This is a genomic window from Catellatospora sichuanensis, assembly GCF_007483665.1.
In the GTDB taxonomy this organism is placed as follows: Bacteria; Actinomycetota; Actinomycetes; order Mycobacteriales; family Micromonosporaceae; genus Catellatospora; species Catellatospora sichuanensis.
Window position 1 is genome coordinate 405,775 of record NZ_ML660183.1, and the last position, 18,190, is coordinate 423,964.

17 protein-coding genes are annotated in these 18,190 nt (G+C 72.4%); 9 read left to right on the forward strand and 8 right to left on the reverse strand.

From position 1 onward, the window contains the following. Window positions 1–62: 62 nt before the first annotated feature. Window positions 63–1,334 carry an ATP-dependent Clp protease ATP-binding subunit ClpX gene (gene clpX, locus FLL47_RS01845; protein ID WP_144118624.1) on the forward strand — a complete coding sequence of 424 codons (1,272 nt, stop codon included), beginning with the start codon at window positions 63–65 and terminating at the stop codon, window positions 1,332–1,334. 10 nt (window positions 1,335–1,344) lie between these two features. Here the strand turns inward: clpX and FLL47_RS01850 are convergent, their stop codons facing one another. Together FLL47_RS01850 and FLL47_RS01855 are read right to left on the reverse strand one after the other, a co-directional pair. Further along, window positions 1,345–2,265 (reverse strand): ornithine cyclodeaminase family protein, encoded by a 921-nt coding sequence (locus FLL47_RS01850; RefSeq protein ID WP_144118625.1) that lies wholly within the window; start codon window positions 2,263–2,265, stop codon window positions 1,345–1,347. A 29-nt stretch (window positions 2,266–2,294) separates the two neighbouring features. After that, a complete protein-coding gene (locus FLL47_RS01855) occupies window positions 2,295–2,825 on the reverse strand; it encodes an NUDIX hydrolase (RefSeq protein WP_144118626.1) in 531 nt (176 codons plus the stop codon). Between the two features lie 75 nt (window positions 2,826–2,900). On the opposite strand from FLL47_RS01855, the gene FLL47_RS01860 reads away from it, so the two are divergent. Together FLL47_RS01860 and FLL47_RS01865 are read left to right on the forward strand one after the other, a co-directional pair. Next, complete coding sequence (locus tag FLL47_RS01860) at window positions 2,901–3,500, forward strand: maleylpyruvate isomerase N-terminal domain-containing protein (RefSeq protein ID WP_144118627.1); 600 nt, start codon at window positions 2,901–2,903, stop codon at window positions 3,498–3,500. A gap of 94 nt (window positions 3,501–3,594) precedes the next feature. Then, window positions 3,595–4,389 (forward strand): N-formylglutamate amidohydrolase, encoded by a 795-nt coding sequence (locus tag FLL47_RS01865; RefSeq protein WP_144118628.1) that lies wholly within the window; start codon window positions 3,595–3,597, stop codon window positions 4,387–4,389. Window positions 4,390–4,430: 41 nt separating this feature from the next. Here the strand turns inward: FLL47_RS01865 and FLL47_RS01870 are convergent, their stop codons facing one another. After that, a complete protein-coding gene (locus FLL47_RS01870) occupies window positions 4,431–5,435 on the reverse strand; it encodes a LacI family DNA-binding transcriptional regulator (protein ID WP_144118629.1) in 1,005 nt (334 codons plus the stop codon). Window positions 5,436–5,827: 392 nt separating this feature from the next. Between FLL47_RS01870 and FLL47_RS01875 the strand changes: the two genes are divergently transcribed. Then, window positions 5,828–7,018, forward strand: a complete 1,191-nt coding sequence (locus FLL47_RS01875) for a GNAT family N-acetyltransferase (protein WP_186315517.1) — start codon at window positions 5,828–5,830, stop codon at window positions 7,016–7,018. 143 nt (window positions 7,019–7,161) lie between these two features. Here FLL47_RS01875 and FLL47_RS01880 read toward each other — a convergent pair whose 3' ends face one another. Then, window positions 7,162–10,269: a hypothetical protein gene (locus FLL47_RS01880; protein ID WP_246157437.1), complete on the reverse strand. Its 3,108-nt coding sequence runs from the start codon at window positions 10,267–10,269 to the stop codon at window positions 7,162–7,164. A gap of 137 nt (window positions 10,270–10,406) precedes the next feature. On the opposite strand from FLL47_RS01880, the gene FLL47_RS01885 reads away from it, so the two are divergent. Both FLL47_RS01885 and FLL47_RS01890 read left to right on the forward strand, forming a co-directional pair. Beyond that, window positions 10,407–11,159 carry a MerR family transcriptional regulator gene (locus tag FLL47_RS01885; protein WP_144118632.1) on the forward strand — a complete coding sequence of 251 codons (753 nt, stop codon included), beginning with the start codon at window positions 10,407–10,409 and terminating at the stop codon, window positions 11,157–11,159. Next, window positions 11,156–12,025: a hypothetical protein gene (locus FLL47_RS01890; RefSeq protein ID WP_144118633.1), complete on the forward strand. Its 870-nt coding sequence runs from the start codon at window positions 11,156–11,158 to the stop codon at window positions 12,023–12,025. Before FLL47_RS01885 ends, FLL47_RS01890 begins: the two co-directional genes overlap by 4 nt. A gap of 40 nt (window positions 12,026–12,065) precedes the next feature. Here FLL47_RS01890 and FLL47_RS01895 read toward each other — a convergent pair whose 3' ends face one another. Further along, window positions 12,066–12,929 carry an alpha/beta hydrolase gene (locus FLL47_RS01895; RefSeq protein ID WP_144118634.1) on the reverse strand — a complete coding sequence of 288 codons (864 nt, stop codon included), beginning with the start codon at window positions 12,927–12,929 and terminating at the stop codon, window positions 12,066–12,068. Between the two features lie 3 nt (window positions 12,930–12,932). Further along, window positions 12,933–13,610, reverse strand: a complete 678-nt coding sequence (locus FLL47_RS01900) for a TetR/AcrR family transcriptional regulator (protein ID WP_144118635.1) — start codon at window positions 13,608–13,610, stop codon at window positions 12,933–12,935. A 124-nt stretch (window positions 13,611–13,734) separates the two neighbouring features. On the opposite strand from FLL47_RS01900, the gene FLL47_RS01905 reads away from it, so the two are divergent. Together FLL47_RS01905 and FLL47_RS01910 are read left to right on the forward strand one after the other, a co-directional pair. Continuing rightward, window positions 13,735–14,709, forward strand: coding sequence for an extracellular catalytic domain type 1 short-chain-length polyhydroxyalkanoate depolymerase (locus tag FLL47_RS01905; protein WP_144118636.1), 975 nt, complete (start codon window positions 13,735–13,737; stop codon window positions 14,707–14,709). A gap of 105 nt (window positions 14,710–14,814) precedes the next feature. Beyond that, window positions 14,815–15,465 carry an NADPH-dependent FMN reductase gene (locus FLL47_RS01910; protein ID WP_144118637.1) on the forward strand — a complete coding sequence of 217 codons (651 nt, stop codon included), beginning with the start codon at window positions 14,815–14,817 and terminating at the stop codon, window positions 15,463–15,465. Window positions 15,466–15,563: 98 nt separating this feature from the next. Here FLL47_RS01910 and FLL47_RS01915 read toward each other — a convergent pair whose 3' ends face one another. Beyond that, the gene (locus tag FLL47_RS01915; RefSeq protein ID WP_144118638.1) at window positions 15,564–16,541 is read right to left on the reverse strand and encodes an EamA family transporter; all 978 of its coding nucleotides are present in this window, start codon (window positions 16,539–16,541) and stop codon (window positions 15,564–15,566) included. Window positions 16,542–16,628: 87 nt separating this feature from the next. On the opposite strand from FLL47_RS01915, the gene FLL47_RS01920 reads away from it, so the two are divergent. Then, window positions 16,629–17,174 (forward strand): CGNR zinc finger domain-containing protein, encoded by a 546-nt coding sequence (locus tag FLL47_RS01920; RefSeq protein WP_144118639.1) that lies wholly within the window; start codon window positions 16,629–16,631, stop codon window positions 17,172–17,174. A gap of 132 nt (window positions 17,175–17,306) precedes the next feature. On the opposite strand, the gene FLL47_RS01925 is transcribed toward FLL47_RS01920, so the two are convergent. Further along, complete coding sequence (locus tag FLL47_RS01925; protein WP_246157438.1) at window positions 17,307–18,071, reverse strand: sulfite exporter TauE/SafE family protein; 765 nt, start codon at window positions 18,069–18,071, stop codon at window positions 17,307–17,309. Window positions 18,072–18,190: the final 119 nt, after the last annotated feature.

Below are 18,190 nucleotides of genomic sequence, written 5' to 3' on the forward strand. Positions count from 1 at the left end.
ACTCGGATGTTGTCATCATCTGCCGGTATCATCTGAAGGTCGTCGACCCCCGAGGAGCGCCCGTGACCCGCAGCGATGTGCTGGCCTGCTCCTTCTGCGCCAAGACGCAGCGCCAGGTGCGCAAACTCATCTCCGGCCCCGGCCAGGTCTGCATCTGCGACGAGTGTGTCGGTCTGTGCAACGAGTTGATCGAGGAAGAGGCCACCGAGCAGGCCGCGGCCGCGCTGCTGCACCCGCCGACCCCGCGCGACATCCACGCGGCCCTGGAGCAGTACGTCGTCGGCCAGGACGCCGCCAAGACGGCGCTGTCGGTGGCGGTCTACAACCACTACAAGCGGGTCGCCGCCCGTGGCGCGGCCCCAGGCTCGGCTCCAGGCGGTGACCCGCCGGTCGAGCTCGGCAAGTCCAACATCCTGCTGATCGGGCCCACCGGCTGCGGCAAGACCTACCTGGCCCAGACACTGGCCCGCACCCTGGGCGTGCCGTTCGCGATCGCCGACGCCACCGCGCTGACCCAGGCCGGATACGTCGGCGAGGACGTCGACAGCATCCTGGCCAAGCTGATCCAGGCCGCCGACGGCGACGTGCGCCGGGCCGAGACCGGCATCGTCTACATCGACGAGATCGACAAGATCGCCCGCGGCGGCGCGGACCGCACCGCCGTGCGCGACGTCTCCGGCGAGGGCGTCCAGCAGGCCCTGCTCAAGATCCTCGAAGGCAGCACGGTACGCGTGCCGCAGCCGAACTCGCGCAAGCAGCCCGCCGAGGAGTTCCTCCAGATCGACACCACCGACGTGCTGTTCATCCTCGGCGGGGCGTTCTCCGGCCTGGAGCAGATCATCGAGCAGCGCTCGCGGCGCCGCGGCATCGGCTTCGGGGCCAACATCCGCGCCGCCGAGCCCTCGCTCGACGAGGTCATGCCCGCCGACCTGGTGACGTTCGGGATGATCCCGGAATTCGTCGGGCGGCTGCCGATCGTGACCACGGTGCGCCCGTTCGACCGGGCCACCCTGATGCGCATCCTCACCGAGCCGCGCAACGCGCTGATCAAGCAGTACCAGCTGCTCTTCGAACTGGACGGGGTGGAGCTGGAGGTGACCCCCGACGCGGTCGGCGCGATCGCCGAGCAGGCCCTGCTGCGCCGCACCGGTGCCCGCGCCACCCGGGCCATCCTCGAGGAGATCCTGCTCAACGTCATGTACGAGGTGCCCAGCCGCGACGACGTGGCCCGCGTCGTGATCGACCGGCCGATGGTGCTGGACAACGTCAACCCGACGCTGATCCCCCGCGACCATCCCGCCCGCCGCCGCGCCCGCCGCGCCGACACGGCCTGACCGGCAAGCCTCAGCCGAGCAGGTCGATGATCGTGGCGTCGGTACGCGAGACCCTGCCGTAGACCGCCCACAACAGGGCCAGGTCCTGCCAGGGCAGGCCGACGGGGGCGTACACGGTCGGCCGGTCGGTGCCGTCGCGGGCGGGCAGGTCGCCGCGCAGCACGTCACCGAGCGTGCCCGCGGCCACCCCGGCCTCGAGCCCGACGTTGCCCAGCGCACCCCCGGCGGCCGCCGCCATCCGGTCGTCGACCACCACCCGGCTCGCCAGCAGCAGGTCCGCGGGCAGCTCGACCTTGCCCGGCTCGTCCGCGCCCAGCGTGGTCAGGTGCTGGCGGGGACGCACCTCGTCGGCCCGCAGCAGCGGACGGCGCGACCAGGTCGCCAACACGACCACGTCGGCGGCCCGAGCCACCGCCGACGCGCTCTCCAGCGGCAGCGCCGCCACGTCCGCGGCACGCGCCGGATCCAGATCGGCGGCCACCACCTCCCGCCAGGTGCGCAGCCGCCGCAGCCCGGCGGCGACGACGCGGGCCTGCGCGCCCGCGCCGACGAAGCCGAGCGTGCCGGCGTCCGGGTCGGCCAGCAGGTGCGTGCCCAGCGCCGCGGCCAGCCCGGTGCGCCAGGAGGTGACGCTCGCCGAGTCGGCCAGCGCCAGCAGCTCGCCCGAGGCCAGGTCGTGCAGGCAGACCACGCCGCGCAGGGCGGGCGAGGCGTCCGGGAACTTCGCGTTGACCTTCACCGTGTACGCGGGCACGCCCGGCAGCAGCCCCGGCATGAGGCAGGTCGCGGTCCCCGGGCCGGGCAGCTCGGTGCGCACCCGCAGCGGCGGCTGCGCCGGGGCGGGGGCGCGGAACCCCTCGGCGAGCAGCTCCAGCACCTCGTCCACGTCGACCGCACCATCGACATCGGATCGGGTCAGCAACACGGTCACGTCTGGAACGCTACTTCCCGTGACAGCCGTCAGGAGGGCTGGGCGCGCCAGGCCTGGTAGCGCTGCCAGGCCTGCAGTCCGTCGGGCACCCAGTCCCACTCGCCGAGCCGCGCGGTGATCTCGTCCTCGGTGAGGAAGGCGTGCCAGGCGACCTCCTCGACCTGCGGGTCCACCGGGCCGTCGCAGCGGACCTCGTACAGCGCCGAGAACCAGGAGTGCTCGGGCGTCTCGTAGAGGAAGGTGAACAGCGGTTGCGGCGCGGGCAGGCCGGACACGCCGAGTTCCTCCTCGGCCTCGCGCAGCGCCGCATCGTGGTAGGTCTCCCCCGCGCCGACCACCCCGCCGACGAACATGTCGTAGCAGGAGGGGAAGACCAGCTTCTGCGCGGTGCGCCGGTGCACGAACAGCCGGCCGTCGCCGGTGCGGGCCAGCACGAACACGCAGCGGTGGGTGAGCCGCCGGGCGTACGCCTCGGCCCGCGTCGCCTGCCCCACCACCCGGTCCTGCCCGTCGACGATGTCCAGCAACTCCCCCGCCGACCGCGGCTCCTGCTCACCCATGCCGCCATTCAACACGGCCCCCGTTGATCATGATCATGGAGGGCGGTCCGGCGCGGCAGGGGCGAGAATGAGGGCATGTCCGATATCGACGGCGACGTCGCCGCGTGCGCCGCGGCGCACATCCGGCTGCACCAGACCCTGCAGGAGATCGACGACCTGACGGTACGCGCACCGAGCCGGTTGCCCGGGTGGACCGTCGGGCACGTGCTCACCCACCTCGCCCGTAACGCCGACAGCGTCGTGCGGCGGCTCGACGGCGCGGCTCGAGACGAACTCGTCGACCAGTATCCCGGCGGTGCGGCGGGCCGGGCCGCGGAGATCGAGGCGGGACAGGGCCGATCCGCCGCCGAGATCATCGCCGACCTGACGGCGGCCGACGCGGCCGTGGACGCCGCCTTCGCCCACGCCACCCCCGACGTGTGGCAGCGCACGGTGCGCGCGGGCGACGGCGAGCTGATCCCCGCCACGCAGCTGCTGTTCGCCCGGTGGCGCGAGGTGGAGGTGCACCATGTCGATCTCGGCCTCGGCTACGGCTGGGAGCAGTGGCCCGCGGCCCTGGTCGCCCGATGGCTGCCCAAGCTGCTCGCCGAGCTGCACGAGCGCGCCGACCAGCGGGCGCTGATGGCCTGGGCGCTGGGCCGCGCCCCGGTTCCCGAGCTGCGCCCCTGGGGCTGACGACCCTGCCTGCCGCGCCCCCGGTACTGCGGGCGCCGACGTGTCATACCTGCGGGATACCGTCACGGTGATCTTCAGAGAGCGGGTGAGTGGCATGTCGGTTCCGGTGTTCCGCGTCGACCAGGGGGACCCGTCATCGCCGGTCGTCCTGCATGTGCCGCACTCCTCACGGCAGATCAGCGGGCCCGCCCGGGCCTCGATCGCGCTCGACGACACCGCGCTGGTCGCCGAGCTGGACCACATGACCGACGCGTACACCGACCTGATCGCGGCGCGGGCGGCCGCGGCGGCGCGGACCCGGCCCTGGGCGTTCGTCAACGAGTGGTCGCGGCTCGTCGTGGACCCGGAGCGCCTCCCCGACGAGCGCGAGGAGATGGCCGCGGTCGGCATGGGCGCGGTGTACACGCGCACGTCGCACGGGCAGCGGCTGCGCCCCGACGACCCCGTGTTCGCGCAGCGGCTGCTCGACGCGCACTTCCACCCGTACGCCCAGGGCATGACCGATCTGGTCGACGAGCGCCTGGCCGCGACCGGCCGCGCGATCGTCGTCGACGTGCACTCCTACCCCGCGCTGGCGCTGCCGTACGAGCTGCACGGCGACGGCCCGCGCCCGCAGGTCTGCCTCGGCACGGACCGCACGCACACCCCACCGTGGCTGCACGATGCCGCAGCGAAGGCCTTCGCGGGATACGACGTCGCCTTCGACACCCCGTTCGCCGGCTGCTACGTGCCGCTCAAGCACCACGGGACCGACGAGCGGGTGTCGGCGCTGATGGTCGAGCTCCGCCGCGACGTGTACCAGGCCGAGCCCGGCGGTGATCCGCATTCCGGCCTGGACCGGCTGGCGGCGTCGCTGGCCGCCCTGGTCGACGCCCTCGACGGTCACTGACCCGCGGGTCGGCCGGGCAGGGTCGGCGGCTCGCGTCCGGTTCAGGCGGAGGCGCGGTGGACCAGCCGGGTGGGCAGGATCAGCGGGTGGGGTTCCTCGCCCGCGATCAGGCTGAGCAGCATCTTCGCCATCTCCCGGCCGAGCCCGTGGACGGGCTGGTGGACCGTGGTCAGCTGCGGGTCGGTGTGCAGCGCGGTCAGCAGGTCGTCGAACCCGACCACCGCGACGTCGCCGGGCACCGTGCGCCCGTGTGCCTTCAGCGCGCGCAGCGAACCCGCGGCGATCGCGTCGGAACCGGCGACCACGGCGTCCACCTCGGGATACGCGGCCAGTAGCCGGGTCATCGCGGCGGCTCCGCCGGCCTCGGTGAATTCGCCGTGCTCGACCCGGGACGGGTCCAGCCCGGCCACCGCCATGGCGTCGAGGTAGCCACGATGCCGCGAGGCGCCCGCGTCGGTGTCCATCTGGCCGGTGATGACGGCGATGTGCCGCCGCCCGAGGCCGATGAGGTGTTCGGTGGCCAGCCGGGAGCCGCCGCGGTTGTCGGCGTCGACATACCAGCGGGGTTCGGCGTGCAGCGGCCGGCCGCCGAAGACGACCGGGATGTCGTGCTGGTCGGCGAGCGCTGCGAGGGGGTCGTCGCCGTGCAGCGCCATCAGCATGACGCCGTCGGCGCGACGTGACTTGAGGATGCGCTGCAGCCGGGCCTGGCCCTGGGTGGAGTTGGCCAGCACCAGGAGCAGTTCGAGTTCGGTCTTCTCCAGTTCGGCGTTGACGCCCAGGATGATCTGCGCGAAGAACGGATCGGTGAACAGCGCCGGGTCGTGATGGGACAGCGCCAGCACGACCGCGCCGACCTGCTGCGTGGCCAGTGCCCGCGCGGTGGGGTTCGGCACGAAGCCCAGCTCCACGACGGCCCGCGCGACGGCATCCCGCTTGGCCTGGCTGACGTGCCGGGCGTTGTTGATGACGCGCGACGCGGCGGAGCGCGAGACACCGGCCCGTGCCGCGACCTCGTCGAGCGTCGGCTGACGCTTGGGACCCATGGAGCCGTGACACCCCTCTGCGGAGACGGTGGCAAGAGCGTACGCGTCGCCGCAGGGTTATTGGAAGCGCTCCCGGGCCCTACTTTCCCACCGGGACGCAGAGTGGCGCACAGGACACGCGGCTGATGCCGGCGTAGCCCGTGCTGCGACGACTCACGCCCAGCACACCGGCTCGCCCGGAAGCCGGGGAAAACCGGGAGCGCTTCCAGTTGCAAGATAGAAGTGTCGCGTTAAGACGTCAAGACAAGTGTCCGAAACCTTCGACAGCACCAGCCGAACAATGGCGTAAGCCTGGCCTTCACGGCAGCACGGTAACTTCCATGAGACTGGAACCGCTTCCAGTCTTGCCGAATTCACGGGGACGGTCGGCGGGTGGCTGGCAGGATGGCCGGGTGAATTACGAAGTGCGGCCGATCGGGCCGGAAGATCGGAAACTCGCGTGGGACCTGGGCAGTCTCACCTTCGGGTACCACGAACAGACCATGCCCGAGGGCTGGGACCCGAACTCGTCCGGTCGACGCACCCTCGGGGTGTTCGACCCGGCCGGCCGGATGGTGGCCAAGGCCGTCGACCGCGAACAGGGCCAGTGGTTCGGCGGGCGGGTCGTGCCCACCTGCGGCGTGGCCGGCGTCGCCACCGCGCCGGAGCTGCGCGGACGCGGGCTCGGCCGGCTCATGCTCACCCGGCTGCTCGAAGGCGCGCGCGGACGGGGCACGGTGATCAGCACCCTGTTCGACACCACCCCGCTGCCGTACCGGGCGCTGGGCTGGGAAGAGGTCGGTGCACTCGTCTACTGGACGGTGTCCACCCGGGTGCTCGGCGCGATCCGCCCCGACCCGAAGACCACGCTGCGACCCGCGACCGAGGCCGACATCCCGGCCGTGTACGAGATCTACCGCCAGGTGGCCCGTGCGGGCACCGGCATGATGGAGCGCTCCGGACCGGCGTTCGGCGCGACCCCGGCTCAACTGCTGGCCGACTACCACGGTTTCACCGTCGCCGTCGACGACGCCGGCACCGTCGTGGGTTATGCCGGCTGGGATCGCGGACCCGGCTACGACCCGGGCGGCAAGATCACCGTCGACGACCTGATCGGCCTGACCCCGGAGGCGACGCGCACGCTGCTGGCGATGTGCGGCGGCTGGGCCAGCGTCGCGCCGACCACGGTGATCCGGCTCGGTGCGACCGACCCGGCCTGGTCGCTGCTCGCCCGGATCGACGCCAAGGTCGCCTCGACGCAGCCCTGGATGGTGCGCGTCGTCGACGCGCCCGGTGCGATCGCCGCGCGCGGCTGGCCGCGTCACCTGACCGGCGAGGTCGACCTGGACCTGGTCGACGACGTCTGTCCCTGGCAGCAGGGCCGGTGGCGGCTCACCCTGTCCGGCGGCGAGGGCCGTCTGGAGCCCGGCGGCGCGGGCACGGTCCGGCTCACCCCGCGCGGCCTGGCCGCCTGGTACGCGGGCGCGGCCACCCCGGAACAGCTGCGCTGGACCGGCTTCCTGACCGGCGGCGACACCGACACCGACGGGTTCATGCGCACCGCCACCGCGGGCCCGCCGCCCACCCTGCACGACTACTTCTGACCGGCCACGGCCTCCGGTCCGAGGACCGACCCGGTCGATCAGGGCTCCCGCGTCCGAACGCGCGCCTCGCGCGGGCCGCATCGGCCACAGCGTCGGGAAGGGCACCTGCTACATCGCATAGCGATGTGAAGGTGCCCTTCCTTTCACGCGGGGCGGGTGCGGCCGATGGAGAGGAGCAGGCCGAAGGCGGTGACGGCGAGGCCCGCGACGGCGGCGTAGGCAGGCAGGTCGGCGGGGATGCCGAGATAGACGGTGATGCCGAGGATGCGGGACAGGCCCCACGGCAGCAGCGCCATCTGGTCGTTCCAGACGGTGAGGGCCTGTTCCAGGCCGACGGCGGCGATCAGGCCGCCGATCAGACCCAGCGGGACACCTGCCGCGACCAGGGTGAGGCCGACGGCGCGGCGGCGCAGCAGGCCGTACCGGTCGCGCAGGACCACGGCGGTGGCCACGAACAGCCAGCAGAACGCGGCGAACGCGACCGTGACGTAGACCGAGCGCAGCGTCGGCGAGGTCCAGAAGGCGAACCAGTACTTGCCCGGCCCGCGCCCGGCCAGCGCCGCCAGCAGGAGCACGCTGCGCAGCAGCGCGACGCCGCCGATGACGGCCCACAGGTGGAACGGGTCACGCCGCCCGACGACCAGGCGGGCCACGGCGGCGAACAGCAGCCACCCGCCCAGCGTCACCAGCAGGTGCGCCGGGGCGGCGAACCAGGTGTACACGGCACGGCTCGCCACCAGCACGATCGCGGGCACCAGCCAGACCAGCACCCGGTCCAGCCGCGACGGCGGCGACTCCAGGCGGGCCACCCGCCACGGGCGCACCGCGCCGAGCAGCAGCGCCCGCGCCGCGGCGCCGCCACGGCCGCGACCCCACAGCCCCAGCAGCAGCACGACCAGGATCAGCGCCAGCAGGCCACGGGCCGCCCAGGCCATCGCCGGGTCGCGGTCGGCCCGCACCGCACCGAGGTCCGCGGCGGTGAAGTTGTACGCGGGCAGGTCCAGGTTCCCGCCGTAGCGCTGCGCGTGCACGTCGCGTGCGCCGCGGTAGTGGGTCTCGGCCTGCCGCCAGCCGTCGTACGCGGCCTGCGCCCCGGTGTCGAGCCACTGCGCATGGCGCAGCACCATGGTGCGGTACGCGCCCAGCGTCTCGAACAGGTTCACCTGGTAGTCGAGCGTGCTCGTGAACGACTCGCGCAGCTGCGGATCGCGCCAGGTCGCCGGGTCGGTCGCGGCGACCAGGTCGCGCATGCGCCGGGCCAGCGCGACGGCTCGCTCGCCCTCGTCGATCGCCTGGTCGACGCGGCCGCCGGTGACGGCGTAGATGCTGTCCAGTGCCGCCGAGTCGCCGGTGGCGATGTCCCACTCGAAGATCCACATCATCGGCGGCGGCTCCAGGCCCAGCGCCTTGACCGTCTTGTCCGCGTACGGCCCGAGGTACAGCCCCTTGGTCAGCGCCTCCCGGGACAGCGCCATGGCCTGCCCGATCGCCGCGACCGTGGCCGGGTCGCCGGAGAACGTGCGGTACGCCCAGTCCGCGGTGAACTGCGCCGGGTCGGCGTCCGGAGCCCAGGCCAACCGCGCGACGGCGTACGTGTTGAGGTCGTACAGCTGCCAGAAGCCCGCTCGCAGGTAGAGCGACATCGGGCCGGCGCGCAGCGGGCCGCCGTCCTGCGTCCAGTTCCAGACGCCCTCGACCTTCGGGTTCGCGGCCAGGAACTCGCGCAGCGCCTGCCGGTGCAGCACACCGAGGTCGTTGGGCAGCGAGCCGAAGCCCTCGAACTCCCGCCGCGCCTGGAACTCCACGATCCTGCGGTGCTCGCCGGCCAGCAGCGTCGCGTTGAGCGGCAGGTGGCTGTAGAAGTCGCCGAGGGTGTACTTGGTGGACACGATCAGATGCGGGTCGTCGAACCCGCCCAGCACCTGCCGGTAGGAGTCCGGATTGGTGTGCAGGTCGCCGACCGCGCCGACACCGACGGTCCAGGTCCGGAAGATGACCTCCCGGTCAGCCCGGCCCGCGGTGTCGAGCAGCGCCCGCAGCATCGCGCGCACCGCGTCGTCGGTGGTGACCGCCAGGCGCGACGAGTAGTCCCAGCCGTTCTGCGCGTACACCTCGCCGCCCTCGCCGATGCGCACCATCAGCCCGTCCACGAACGGCAGGCTCTCGAACAGCTCGGCCAGGCCCGCCTGGTACACGGCCCACAGCCGCGGGTCGGCCACGTCGAGGCCGCCGACGGTGCGCTGCAGGTACGCCTCCAGCGGCGGGGATACCGCGAGCATGTCCGTGAGCAGGAAGACCTTCATGCCCATGTCCTCGGCGTACCGGAAGACCGGGCCGAACGCGGCGACCATCGCCTTGGCCCGGTCGACGTGGGTGTCGCCGGCCGGGTAGACGGCGCGGCCGTCGCCGACCTTGGCGAACGTGACGTACTCCAGGAAGCCCGGCACGACCACGCCGTTGTAGCCCTGCGCCGCCGAGTGGTCCACGAACTGCCGGAACTGCTGGTCGATGCGTGCCACCGCGGCGGGGTCGACCCACGGGGCCTGCGGCAGCAGTGCCTCGCCGACCACGTCGGTGTTGAGGTTGTAGTCGTCGCCCGCGGCGAACGCGGCGGCGTCCGGCTCGCGCCCGACCGACCCGGCGTCGGTCAGCCGCAGCCCCAGCCGCGGCGTGACGACCCGCCCGTCCTCCCCGGCCGGAACGACCGCGACGCCGGACCGGATCCGGTCGGCGATCCGGTACAGCCCGTCCGCGGTTCCGGCGACGTCGGTGCCCTCCACGGCCAGTTCGGCGCCGCGCGCGGTGATCCGGTACGAGTCCGGCGCGGCAGCGAGTGTCGCCAGCACACCCGCGCGCAACGTGGTCGCGCCGGCAGCCGTGGGCGTAGTGGCGGGCGGGGTCACGGCCGACGCGGGCGACGTGGCACCGGGCCGCGTGGGTGCCGTGACCGGCGCGGGTGCCGTGGTGACCGCCGGGCGGGGCAGGCCGCGGGCGGCGAGCGCGTCGGCGACCGCGGTCGCGGCCTTGGTCAGGCGCAGATCGGCGGGGACGGCGATGGCGGTGACCGGCGGCGCGGGCGCGATCTCGCGCTGCGGGGCGGCGACCGGGTCCTCGCGCGGAATGGCGGCCGGGGTGTGGCTCAGGCCGAGCGCGTCCCCGACGCCCCAGGCCACGCCCGCGCCGAGCAGCAGCAGGACGACGGCTGCGGCAAGCAGCGGATATGGCTTACGGGCGCGGGGAACATGAAACACGCTCGCATCGTAGTGCCGTCGGGGCTCCGGCATTGATCACGATTTCCCAACGGAAACAGCCACGGCACGCTTCGTCACCGAAAGTATCACCGAGCCAACTTGACCTTGACGTAACGTCAACGTCTCTAATAGGTGCCATGCGTATCGGCGAACTGGCTGCGCTGGTCGGGGTGACCACCCGTACCGTGCGCCACTACCACCACCTCGGGCTGCTGCCCGAGCCCGAGCGGACCCCCGGCGGCTACCGCGAGTACCGGGTGCGCGATGCGGTGCTGCTCGCCCGGGTCCGCCGCCTCGCCGAGCTGGGCCTGTCCCTCGACGAGATCCGCGACGTGCTCGCCGACGACGAGGGCCGCGAGCTGCGCGAGGTGCTCACCGAGCTGGACGCCGACCTGGCCCGCCAGCAGGACGCCATCCTCGCCCGCCGGGCCCGGCTGGCAACGCTGCTGGCCGACGCCGACCTCAACCCCGACACCACTGTCGCCCCCGATTTCGGGGACCTGCTGCACGACCTGCATCCGGCCGGCTCCGCGTTCGCCGCGCTCGACCGCGACATGCTGTCGCTGATCGACACCGGCGCCGACCCGGCCGCCCGGGAACAGCTCATGGCGATGTTCCGGCCGCTCACCGACCCGGACGCACGGGCCAGGGGCCACGCCCTCACCGCACGGATGGACGCGATCGCCGGCGCGGACCCGGCCGATTCGCGGGTCTCCGCGCTCGCGGTCGACCTCGCGGCCCACCTGCCCGCTGAGATGGCCGCCGCGATGGTGGCGAGCCTCGACGAGGCGGAGACCGGCCGCTGGCTGGACCTGATGACCTCCGAACTCACCCCCGCCCAGGCCGAGGTGCTGCGCCTGATGGTGACGACACTGAAGGAGCGCGCATGATGCTGAAGATCGCCAGGGCGGCCCTGTTCGCCATGGTGCCGGCGGAGGTGGTACTCGCCGTTCTGCTGGTGTCCGGGGTCGCGCTACCGCGCCCGGTCCTCACCGTCGCCGAGCTGGTCGTGCTGGCGGTGCTGCTGCTGGAGGTCCTGGTGCTGTGGCAGCGCTACCGCGCCCTGCGCCAGGACGGCGCAGGGCGTACGGCGGCCCTGCGCGGCGCGTACGAGCAGATCGTGCCCGAAAAGGTGCGGCGGATCATGGGCTTCGACGTCAAGGGCATGGTCAGCCTGGTGCTCTGGGTCGGCCGTCGCCGGCACGGGGTGCCGCCTGGCGCCGTGGCACTGTCGTACCACCGCGAGCAGACGGTGCTCATGTTCGGGTTCCTGTCCGCCTGCGTGATCGAGCTCGTCGGCGTGGAGATCCTGCTGCGCTCGCTGGACGCTCCGGTCGGGCTGCGCGCGGTGGTGCTCGCGCTCGACGCATACGGCATCCTGATCGCGCTGGCCGTCATCGCCAGCTACGTCACCCGCCCGCACGTCGTCACCGCCGACGAGCTGCGCGTGCGCTACGGCGCGTTCTTCGACCTGCGCATCCCCCGCCGCCTCGTCACCGGCGTGCAGCACAAGCGCAACTACAACGAGACTGGCATGATCAAGATGGTCGGCGAGTGCATGGCCCTGGCCGCGAACAACCAGACCAACGTGATCATCGAGCTCGCCGAGCCCGTCGTCGCGGTACGCCCGCTGGGGCGGCGCGAGCATGTCCGCGTGCTGCGGTTCTTCGCCGACGACCCGTCGGCCGCCGTCGAGGCGCTGCGGCCGACCCGGGACTCGGCCGCCATCGGCCAGGCCGGTCGGGCCTCCGTCTGAGGACAGCGACGCGGGTCGGCGGCTTCGTGAAGCTCGTCGCCTATGCGGCCCCGGTGAGGCGCTCGGCGATGAGCGCCGCAGGGCGGTCGGTCATCAGGATCGTGTAGTGGTTCGTGTCGGAGACCAGCTCCGCACGCAATTGCGGGGCCCGTGCCGCCCAGTGCTCCACCACCGGCTGCGGGAGCATGCCGGGCTCCTGCCCGAACATGCCGCGCGGCGCGTACAGCAGCGTCGCGGGCAGGGCCAGTTTCACCAGGTCGTCGCCGAACGCGGAGCCGTTGACCAGCAGGTCGCGGCCGTCCGCGTAGACGGCCTCGGAACCGGTGCGGGAGCGGATCGCCCCGGGCTCGCCGGTCGCGTCGTAGCGCACGTACTCGGCCATGTCGTCGTTCCACTCCCCGGCCAGCGCCGGGTGCGCCTGGAAGAAGGCCAGGTAGGCGTCCACCGACGGGTAGGTCTCCCGCAGCCGGGCGACGGCGGGGCCGATGGTCAGCTCCAGCAGCTGGTCCGCGTCGAACTGCGCCGGCACCGGCAGCGGCAGGCCGCCGTCGACCAGCACCAGCCGGCTGAACAGCTCAGGCCGCTGCACGGCGGCACGCAGCGCGGCGTACGCCCCCATCGACTGCCCGGTCAGCGCGACCGGCGCGCCCAGCTGCTCGGCGACCGCGGCGAGGTCGGCGGCGTGCGCGTCCATGCCGTACGGGCCGGGCAGCCCGGCGCTGCCGCCGCGGCCGCGCAGGTCCACCGCGACCAGGCTCCAGTCCTCGGGGAGCTGCCTGGCCACGGCCCGGAACGACATGGCCGAGGCGGTGATGCCGTGCGCGGCGAGCGCTGTCTTCGCGCCGTCGCCGAAGCGCAGCGCGTGCAGCGAACCGCCGGGAACCGAAAACTCGATCGAGCGCATGGGTCAGCCTTCCTTCACGGGGGTGGCGGTTTCGTTCACGCGGGCTGCTCCCGCGATCTGGAGGGCGTAGCGGGCGTACGTGTCGGCGACCTGGTCGCGGGTGTACGGCTGGTCGGGGCCGAACCAGTGCGCCACCTGCATGCCCATCGAGCCGATCGCGGTCGCGGCCAGCAGCGGGTCGGCGACGCGGAACACGCCCTGCTCGACGCCGAGCCGCAGCACGCGCAGACCGAGCTCGCGGGACTGCTCGCGAAGCGCCAGGGCGGGTGCGGCGCGGTCCGGGGACAGCGCGTGCAACTCGGCGTTGGCGACCAGGGCCAGCAGCGGGAAGTCGGCGTGCGCGCCGACCTGCGCCCGCACCAGCGCGGCGAGCTGCGCGGACGGCCCGGGTGGGGCTTCCACGAGCGCCTGCTGCAGGCGGCGGTGCAGTTCGGTGTGCCCGAGCAGGACCAGTTCGGCGAGCACGTGCTCCTTGGCCGGGAAGTGCGCGTACAGCGTGGCCGAGTTGATCCCCGCCGCCCCGGCCAGGTCGCGGATGGACGTGCCGTGGAAGCCGTACTCGGCGAACAGCCGCAGCGCCGACAGCAGAATACGGCCGCGGGTGCCGGGCGGGGTGACCCCCTCGGGCAGCTCGACGGCGACGGCGCTCAGCCGCCGCGGCTCCCACCGGGGCGTCGTCACATGCTCTCCCTCTACCGATCGAACGATTGGTTGACACCGTAACCGACCGAGCGCATAGTCGCTAGCAATCCTGTCACCCAATCAATCGATTGGTTGGCAACCGGAACCGAGAGGAGAGCGTGCCATGTCTGTCCCGTCCCCGGACCGCACCGCCGTTCCACCGCTCCGCCGCATCGCCGCCGTCGCCGCCACCGCACTCGCCCTGCTCCTGGCGCAGTTGGCGGTGCCCGCCCCGGCACAGGCTGCGGGCGGGTTCTTCCACGGCGTCTACGCCAGCGTGTACGGCACCCGCGACTACCACGGCTACGTGCCGTCGTCGTACCGTCCCGGCACGCCCATGCCCCTGCTCGTCGCCCTGCACGGCTGCACCGAGAACGACGTCGGCTTCGACCTGCTCTCCGGCTGGAGCGCCGAGGCCGAGGCACGCGGCTTCATCGTGGTCCTCCCCGACCAGAGCAACGTGGTCAACCCCGCCACCTGCTGGAACTGGTTCCTGGAGACCAACCAGCACCGCGGCTGGGGCGAACCCGCCATCATCGCGGGCATCACCAACCGGATGCGCTCGCAGTACACCGTCGACGCCAGGCGGATCCACGCCACCGGCGTCTCCGCGGGCGGCGTCATGGCCAACATCATGGCGGTGACCTATCCGGACCTGTTCGCGTCCGTCTCCGTGATGGCCGGCTGCGAATACGACTGCGACGTGCTGCAGCTGCAATCGGCACGGGAGTCCGGGCGCAAGGCGCTGCAGGAGATGGGCAGCCGGGCCCGCCCCGTACCCGCGATCATCTTCCAGGGCACCGCCGACCTCGTCGTCCCGCCGTCCACGGCGTACCGCATCGCCGAGCAGTGGACCACCGTGGCCGGCACCGACCCGGTCGCCGACACCGTGGTGCCCGGCCAGGTCCCCGGCGGCCGCACCTTCACCCACCTGACCTACCGCACCGCGTCCGGGCAGCCCCTCGTCGAGCAGTACATGATCGACGGCGCTGGCCACGCCTACCCCGGCGGCTGCTCCTGCAGCCTCTACGGCGACACCACCGGCCCCGACGCCACCGCCCTCACCTGGGACTTCTTCCTAGCCCACCCCAAACCCTGACCGAGCAAAGGAAGGGCACCTTCTTAACGCTATGCGTTGTGGAAGGTGCCCTTCCAAACTCCTGTTTCGCGTAATGCCAGGTGGGTGGTGGGGCAGGGTGGGGTGATGGAGCCTGATGCCCACCGTCCGGTGCGGGTGCTGACCCTGGGCGGGTCGTTGCGCACGAACTCGCTGAACCGGGAGCTGGCCACGCTCGCCGCGCAGGAGGCGGCGCGGCTCGGCGCGCAGGTACGCCACGCGCAGCTCGGCGACTGGCCGCTGCCGCTCTACGACGGCGACATCGAGGAGACCACCGGGATACCGGACGCCGCGCGCGCCTTCGGTGAAGTCCTCGACGGCACCGACGCGATGATCATCGCTTCGCCCGAGTACAACGCATCGGTCCCGGCCGGGTTGAAGAACCTGATCGACTGGACGTCGCGGCTGCGCCCGCAGCCCTTCTCCGGACGCCACGTGCTGCTGCTGTCGGCGTCACCATCGATGATCGGCGGCAACCGGGGCCTGTGGGCCCTGCGGGTCCCGCTGGAACACCTGGGCGCCCGCGTGTACCCGGAGATGTTCTCCCTGGCCCAGGCACATCATGCGTTCGACCCGAGCGGCGGCCTCGCCGACGAGGAGCTGAGCCGCCGCTTCACCGCGAACCTGCAGGGCTTCCTCGAACTGGCCGAGGCAGCGGTCAACTACCCCTGCGCCAAGCAGATCTGGATCGAGTTCCTCGGCGAACGCCCAGACCCCGTCGTCGACCGCATCGAGTGACCCGAAGGAGGGGCGTCGTCGGCTCGCGGCGGCGAGACGAGCAGCAGCTCTGCACATCGCCATGCGTTGCAGAAGGTGCCCTGCCGAACTCGCTGCCGCTAACGCCCCTGGCCCGCCAGCACCGGCTCCGGCACGGGGACGACGTCCTCGGTCACCGACGGCGCGGACCGCAGTTCATCCACACGCACCAGCACGACGCCGCCGATGATGAGCGCTCCGCCGAGCAGCTGCACCGGCACCGGCAGCTCGCCGAGGAACAGCCAGGCGATCAGGACCGCGAACAGCACCTCGGTCAGCCCGACGAACGACGACAGCCGCGCGCCGAGGATGCGCGCCGCACCGATGCCGGAGACGTACGAGATCACCGCGGCCACCAGCGACAGCCCGACGATCGGCACCAGCCAGCTCATCCGCTCGCCCGCGAAGGTGACGTCGCCGAACGTGGCCCGCAGGGGCAGCGCGCCGGACGCGCCCAGCGCGAGCAGCACCACGGCGCCGATCGCCATGCCACTGCTGGCCATGGCCACCGACGGCAGCCGCTCGTCGACCCGTGCGCTGAGCACGAAGTACGCCGCCAGGCCCATCGCCGCGAACAGGCCCCACAGCACGCCCACCGGATCGAAGCCGCCGCCGCCGGTCAGGTCGAGCACGAAGAACAGTCCCAGCATCGCGGCCGCCGACCCGACCAGGGTCAGCCGGCGCGGGCGCTGGCCGTGCCGGGCCCACATCCAGAAAACGACGAGGATGATGCCAAGGTATTCCAGGAGCAGGGCCACACCGATGGGAAGGTATCGGACGGCATTGAAGAAACCGACCTGCGCGCCGGCGACGGCCAGCAGCCCGAAGACGCCGACCGAGCCGATGTTGCGGCGCAGCACGTGCCATTTGCCGCGCAGCGCGAAGACGGTCGGCACAGCCAGGATCAGGGCGGCGATGCCCACTCGCGCGGCGACCGCGGCCTCGGCCGACCAGCCCGCCTCGATCAGGGACCGGGCAAAGGTGCCCGAAGTGCCGAACGTCGCGGCCGACAGCAGGGCCAGACCGAGGCCGACACCGGCGGAGCGTTGGGTCTGCATGGAACTCACCTCGGAGATTGCCAGAAGAGTAATAAGCAAAACACCGCTATGCTGATGACACTAGACCGATGGGTGACAGGAGTCAAGATGCTTTTTGCCCATGACACCGAAGTAGCGCTGGTGGCCGCCGCCGCACTGGTCAACACCACCGGCTCGGACGGCGAGAAGCTGCCCGACCTGGCCGCGCTCGACGCCTTCTTCGGGGCGTACGGGTGGACCGGCGGCCGCGAGCACACCGCCGCCGAACTGCGCGCGGTGCAGGATCTGCGCCCTCGGCTGCGCCGGGTCTGGGAAGCCGACGTGGACGAGGTCGTGGAGATCGTCAACGCGCTGCTGCGCGAGTCGAACGCGCTCCCCCAACTCGTCAAGCACGACGAGTGGGACTACCACCTCCACGCGACCCCTGCCAACGCGCCGCTGGCCACCCGGATGGCGGTCGAGGCCGCGATGGCGCTCATCGACGTCGTCCGCGGCGGCGAGCTCAGCCGCCTGCGCGTCTGCGAATACCCCGACTGCGGAAACGTGGTCGTCGACCTGTCCAAGAACCGCTCGAAGCGCTTCTGCGACACCGGCTGCGGCAACCGCGCCGCCGTCACCGCGTACCGCGCCCGCAAAGCCGCCTCCCGCGCCTGACCCGTCCTCCCCCTGTCGCAGCTCTTGAAGAGTCGCGCCTTCCAGCCCTGCTGTGGCCGCAAGTCTTTGAGAGTTGCGCCAGGCCGGCCGGGCCAGGCCGGGTCGGGTCGGGTCAGGCCGGGGCAGGTCGGGTCAGGTGAGGAGCTGGATCATGGCGGCTAGGCCGATGATGACGATGAGGGCGCGGAGGACCGTGGGGGGTAGGCGGCGGCCCCAGCGGCCGCCGATGAGGCCGCCGACGACCGAACCGGCGGCGATCAGCAGCGCCGGTTGCCAGGCGACCATGCCGAGGGCGATGAACAGCACCGCGGCGACACCGTTCACCAGCGCCGCCAGCACGTTCTTGATGCCGTTGACCCACTGCAGGTCGGTGGAGAGCAGCACCCCGAGCAGGCCCAGCAGCAGCACGCCCTGGGCCGCGCCGAAGTAACCGCCGTACACGCCCGCGCCGAACACGCCGAGCAGCAGCAGCGGCCCCACGTGCCGCTCCCGCTCAGGGCGGCGCCGAGCCAGCGACCGGGCCAGCCGCGGTTGCAGGATCACCAGCACGAGGGCCAGACCGATCAGCACCGGCACGATGGCGTTGAACGCGCCCGGCGGCAGCCACAGCAGCAGCACCGCACCGAGCAGCGCGCCGAGCACCGAGGCGGTGCCCAGGCGCAACAGCAGCGGACCGTGCCCGGCCAGCCCTTTGCGGTAGGCGTACGCCCCGGACAGCGAGCCGGGCACCAGCCCGACCGTGTTGGAGACGTTCGCGACGACCGGCGGGTAACCCAGGGCCAGCAGCACCGGGAAGGTCACCAGCGTGCCGGAGCCCACCACCGCGTTGATCCCGCCCGCGGCCATCCCGGCCAGCAGCACCGCCACGCTCTCGGCGATGGTCAGCGTCGTCTGCATCTTTGTCGCGCCTCCCGCGGGCCGGTCGACGCCGACAGGTCGCCGCCACCCGGATGCTCATGATCCGATGACGCGAGCCTAGGCGGCCCGGCATCCGCCTCCACCACGATGCGGCGTAA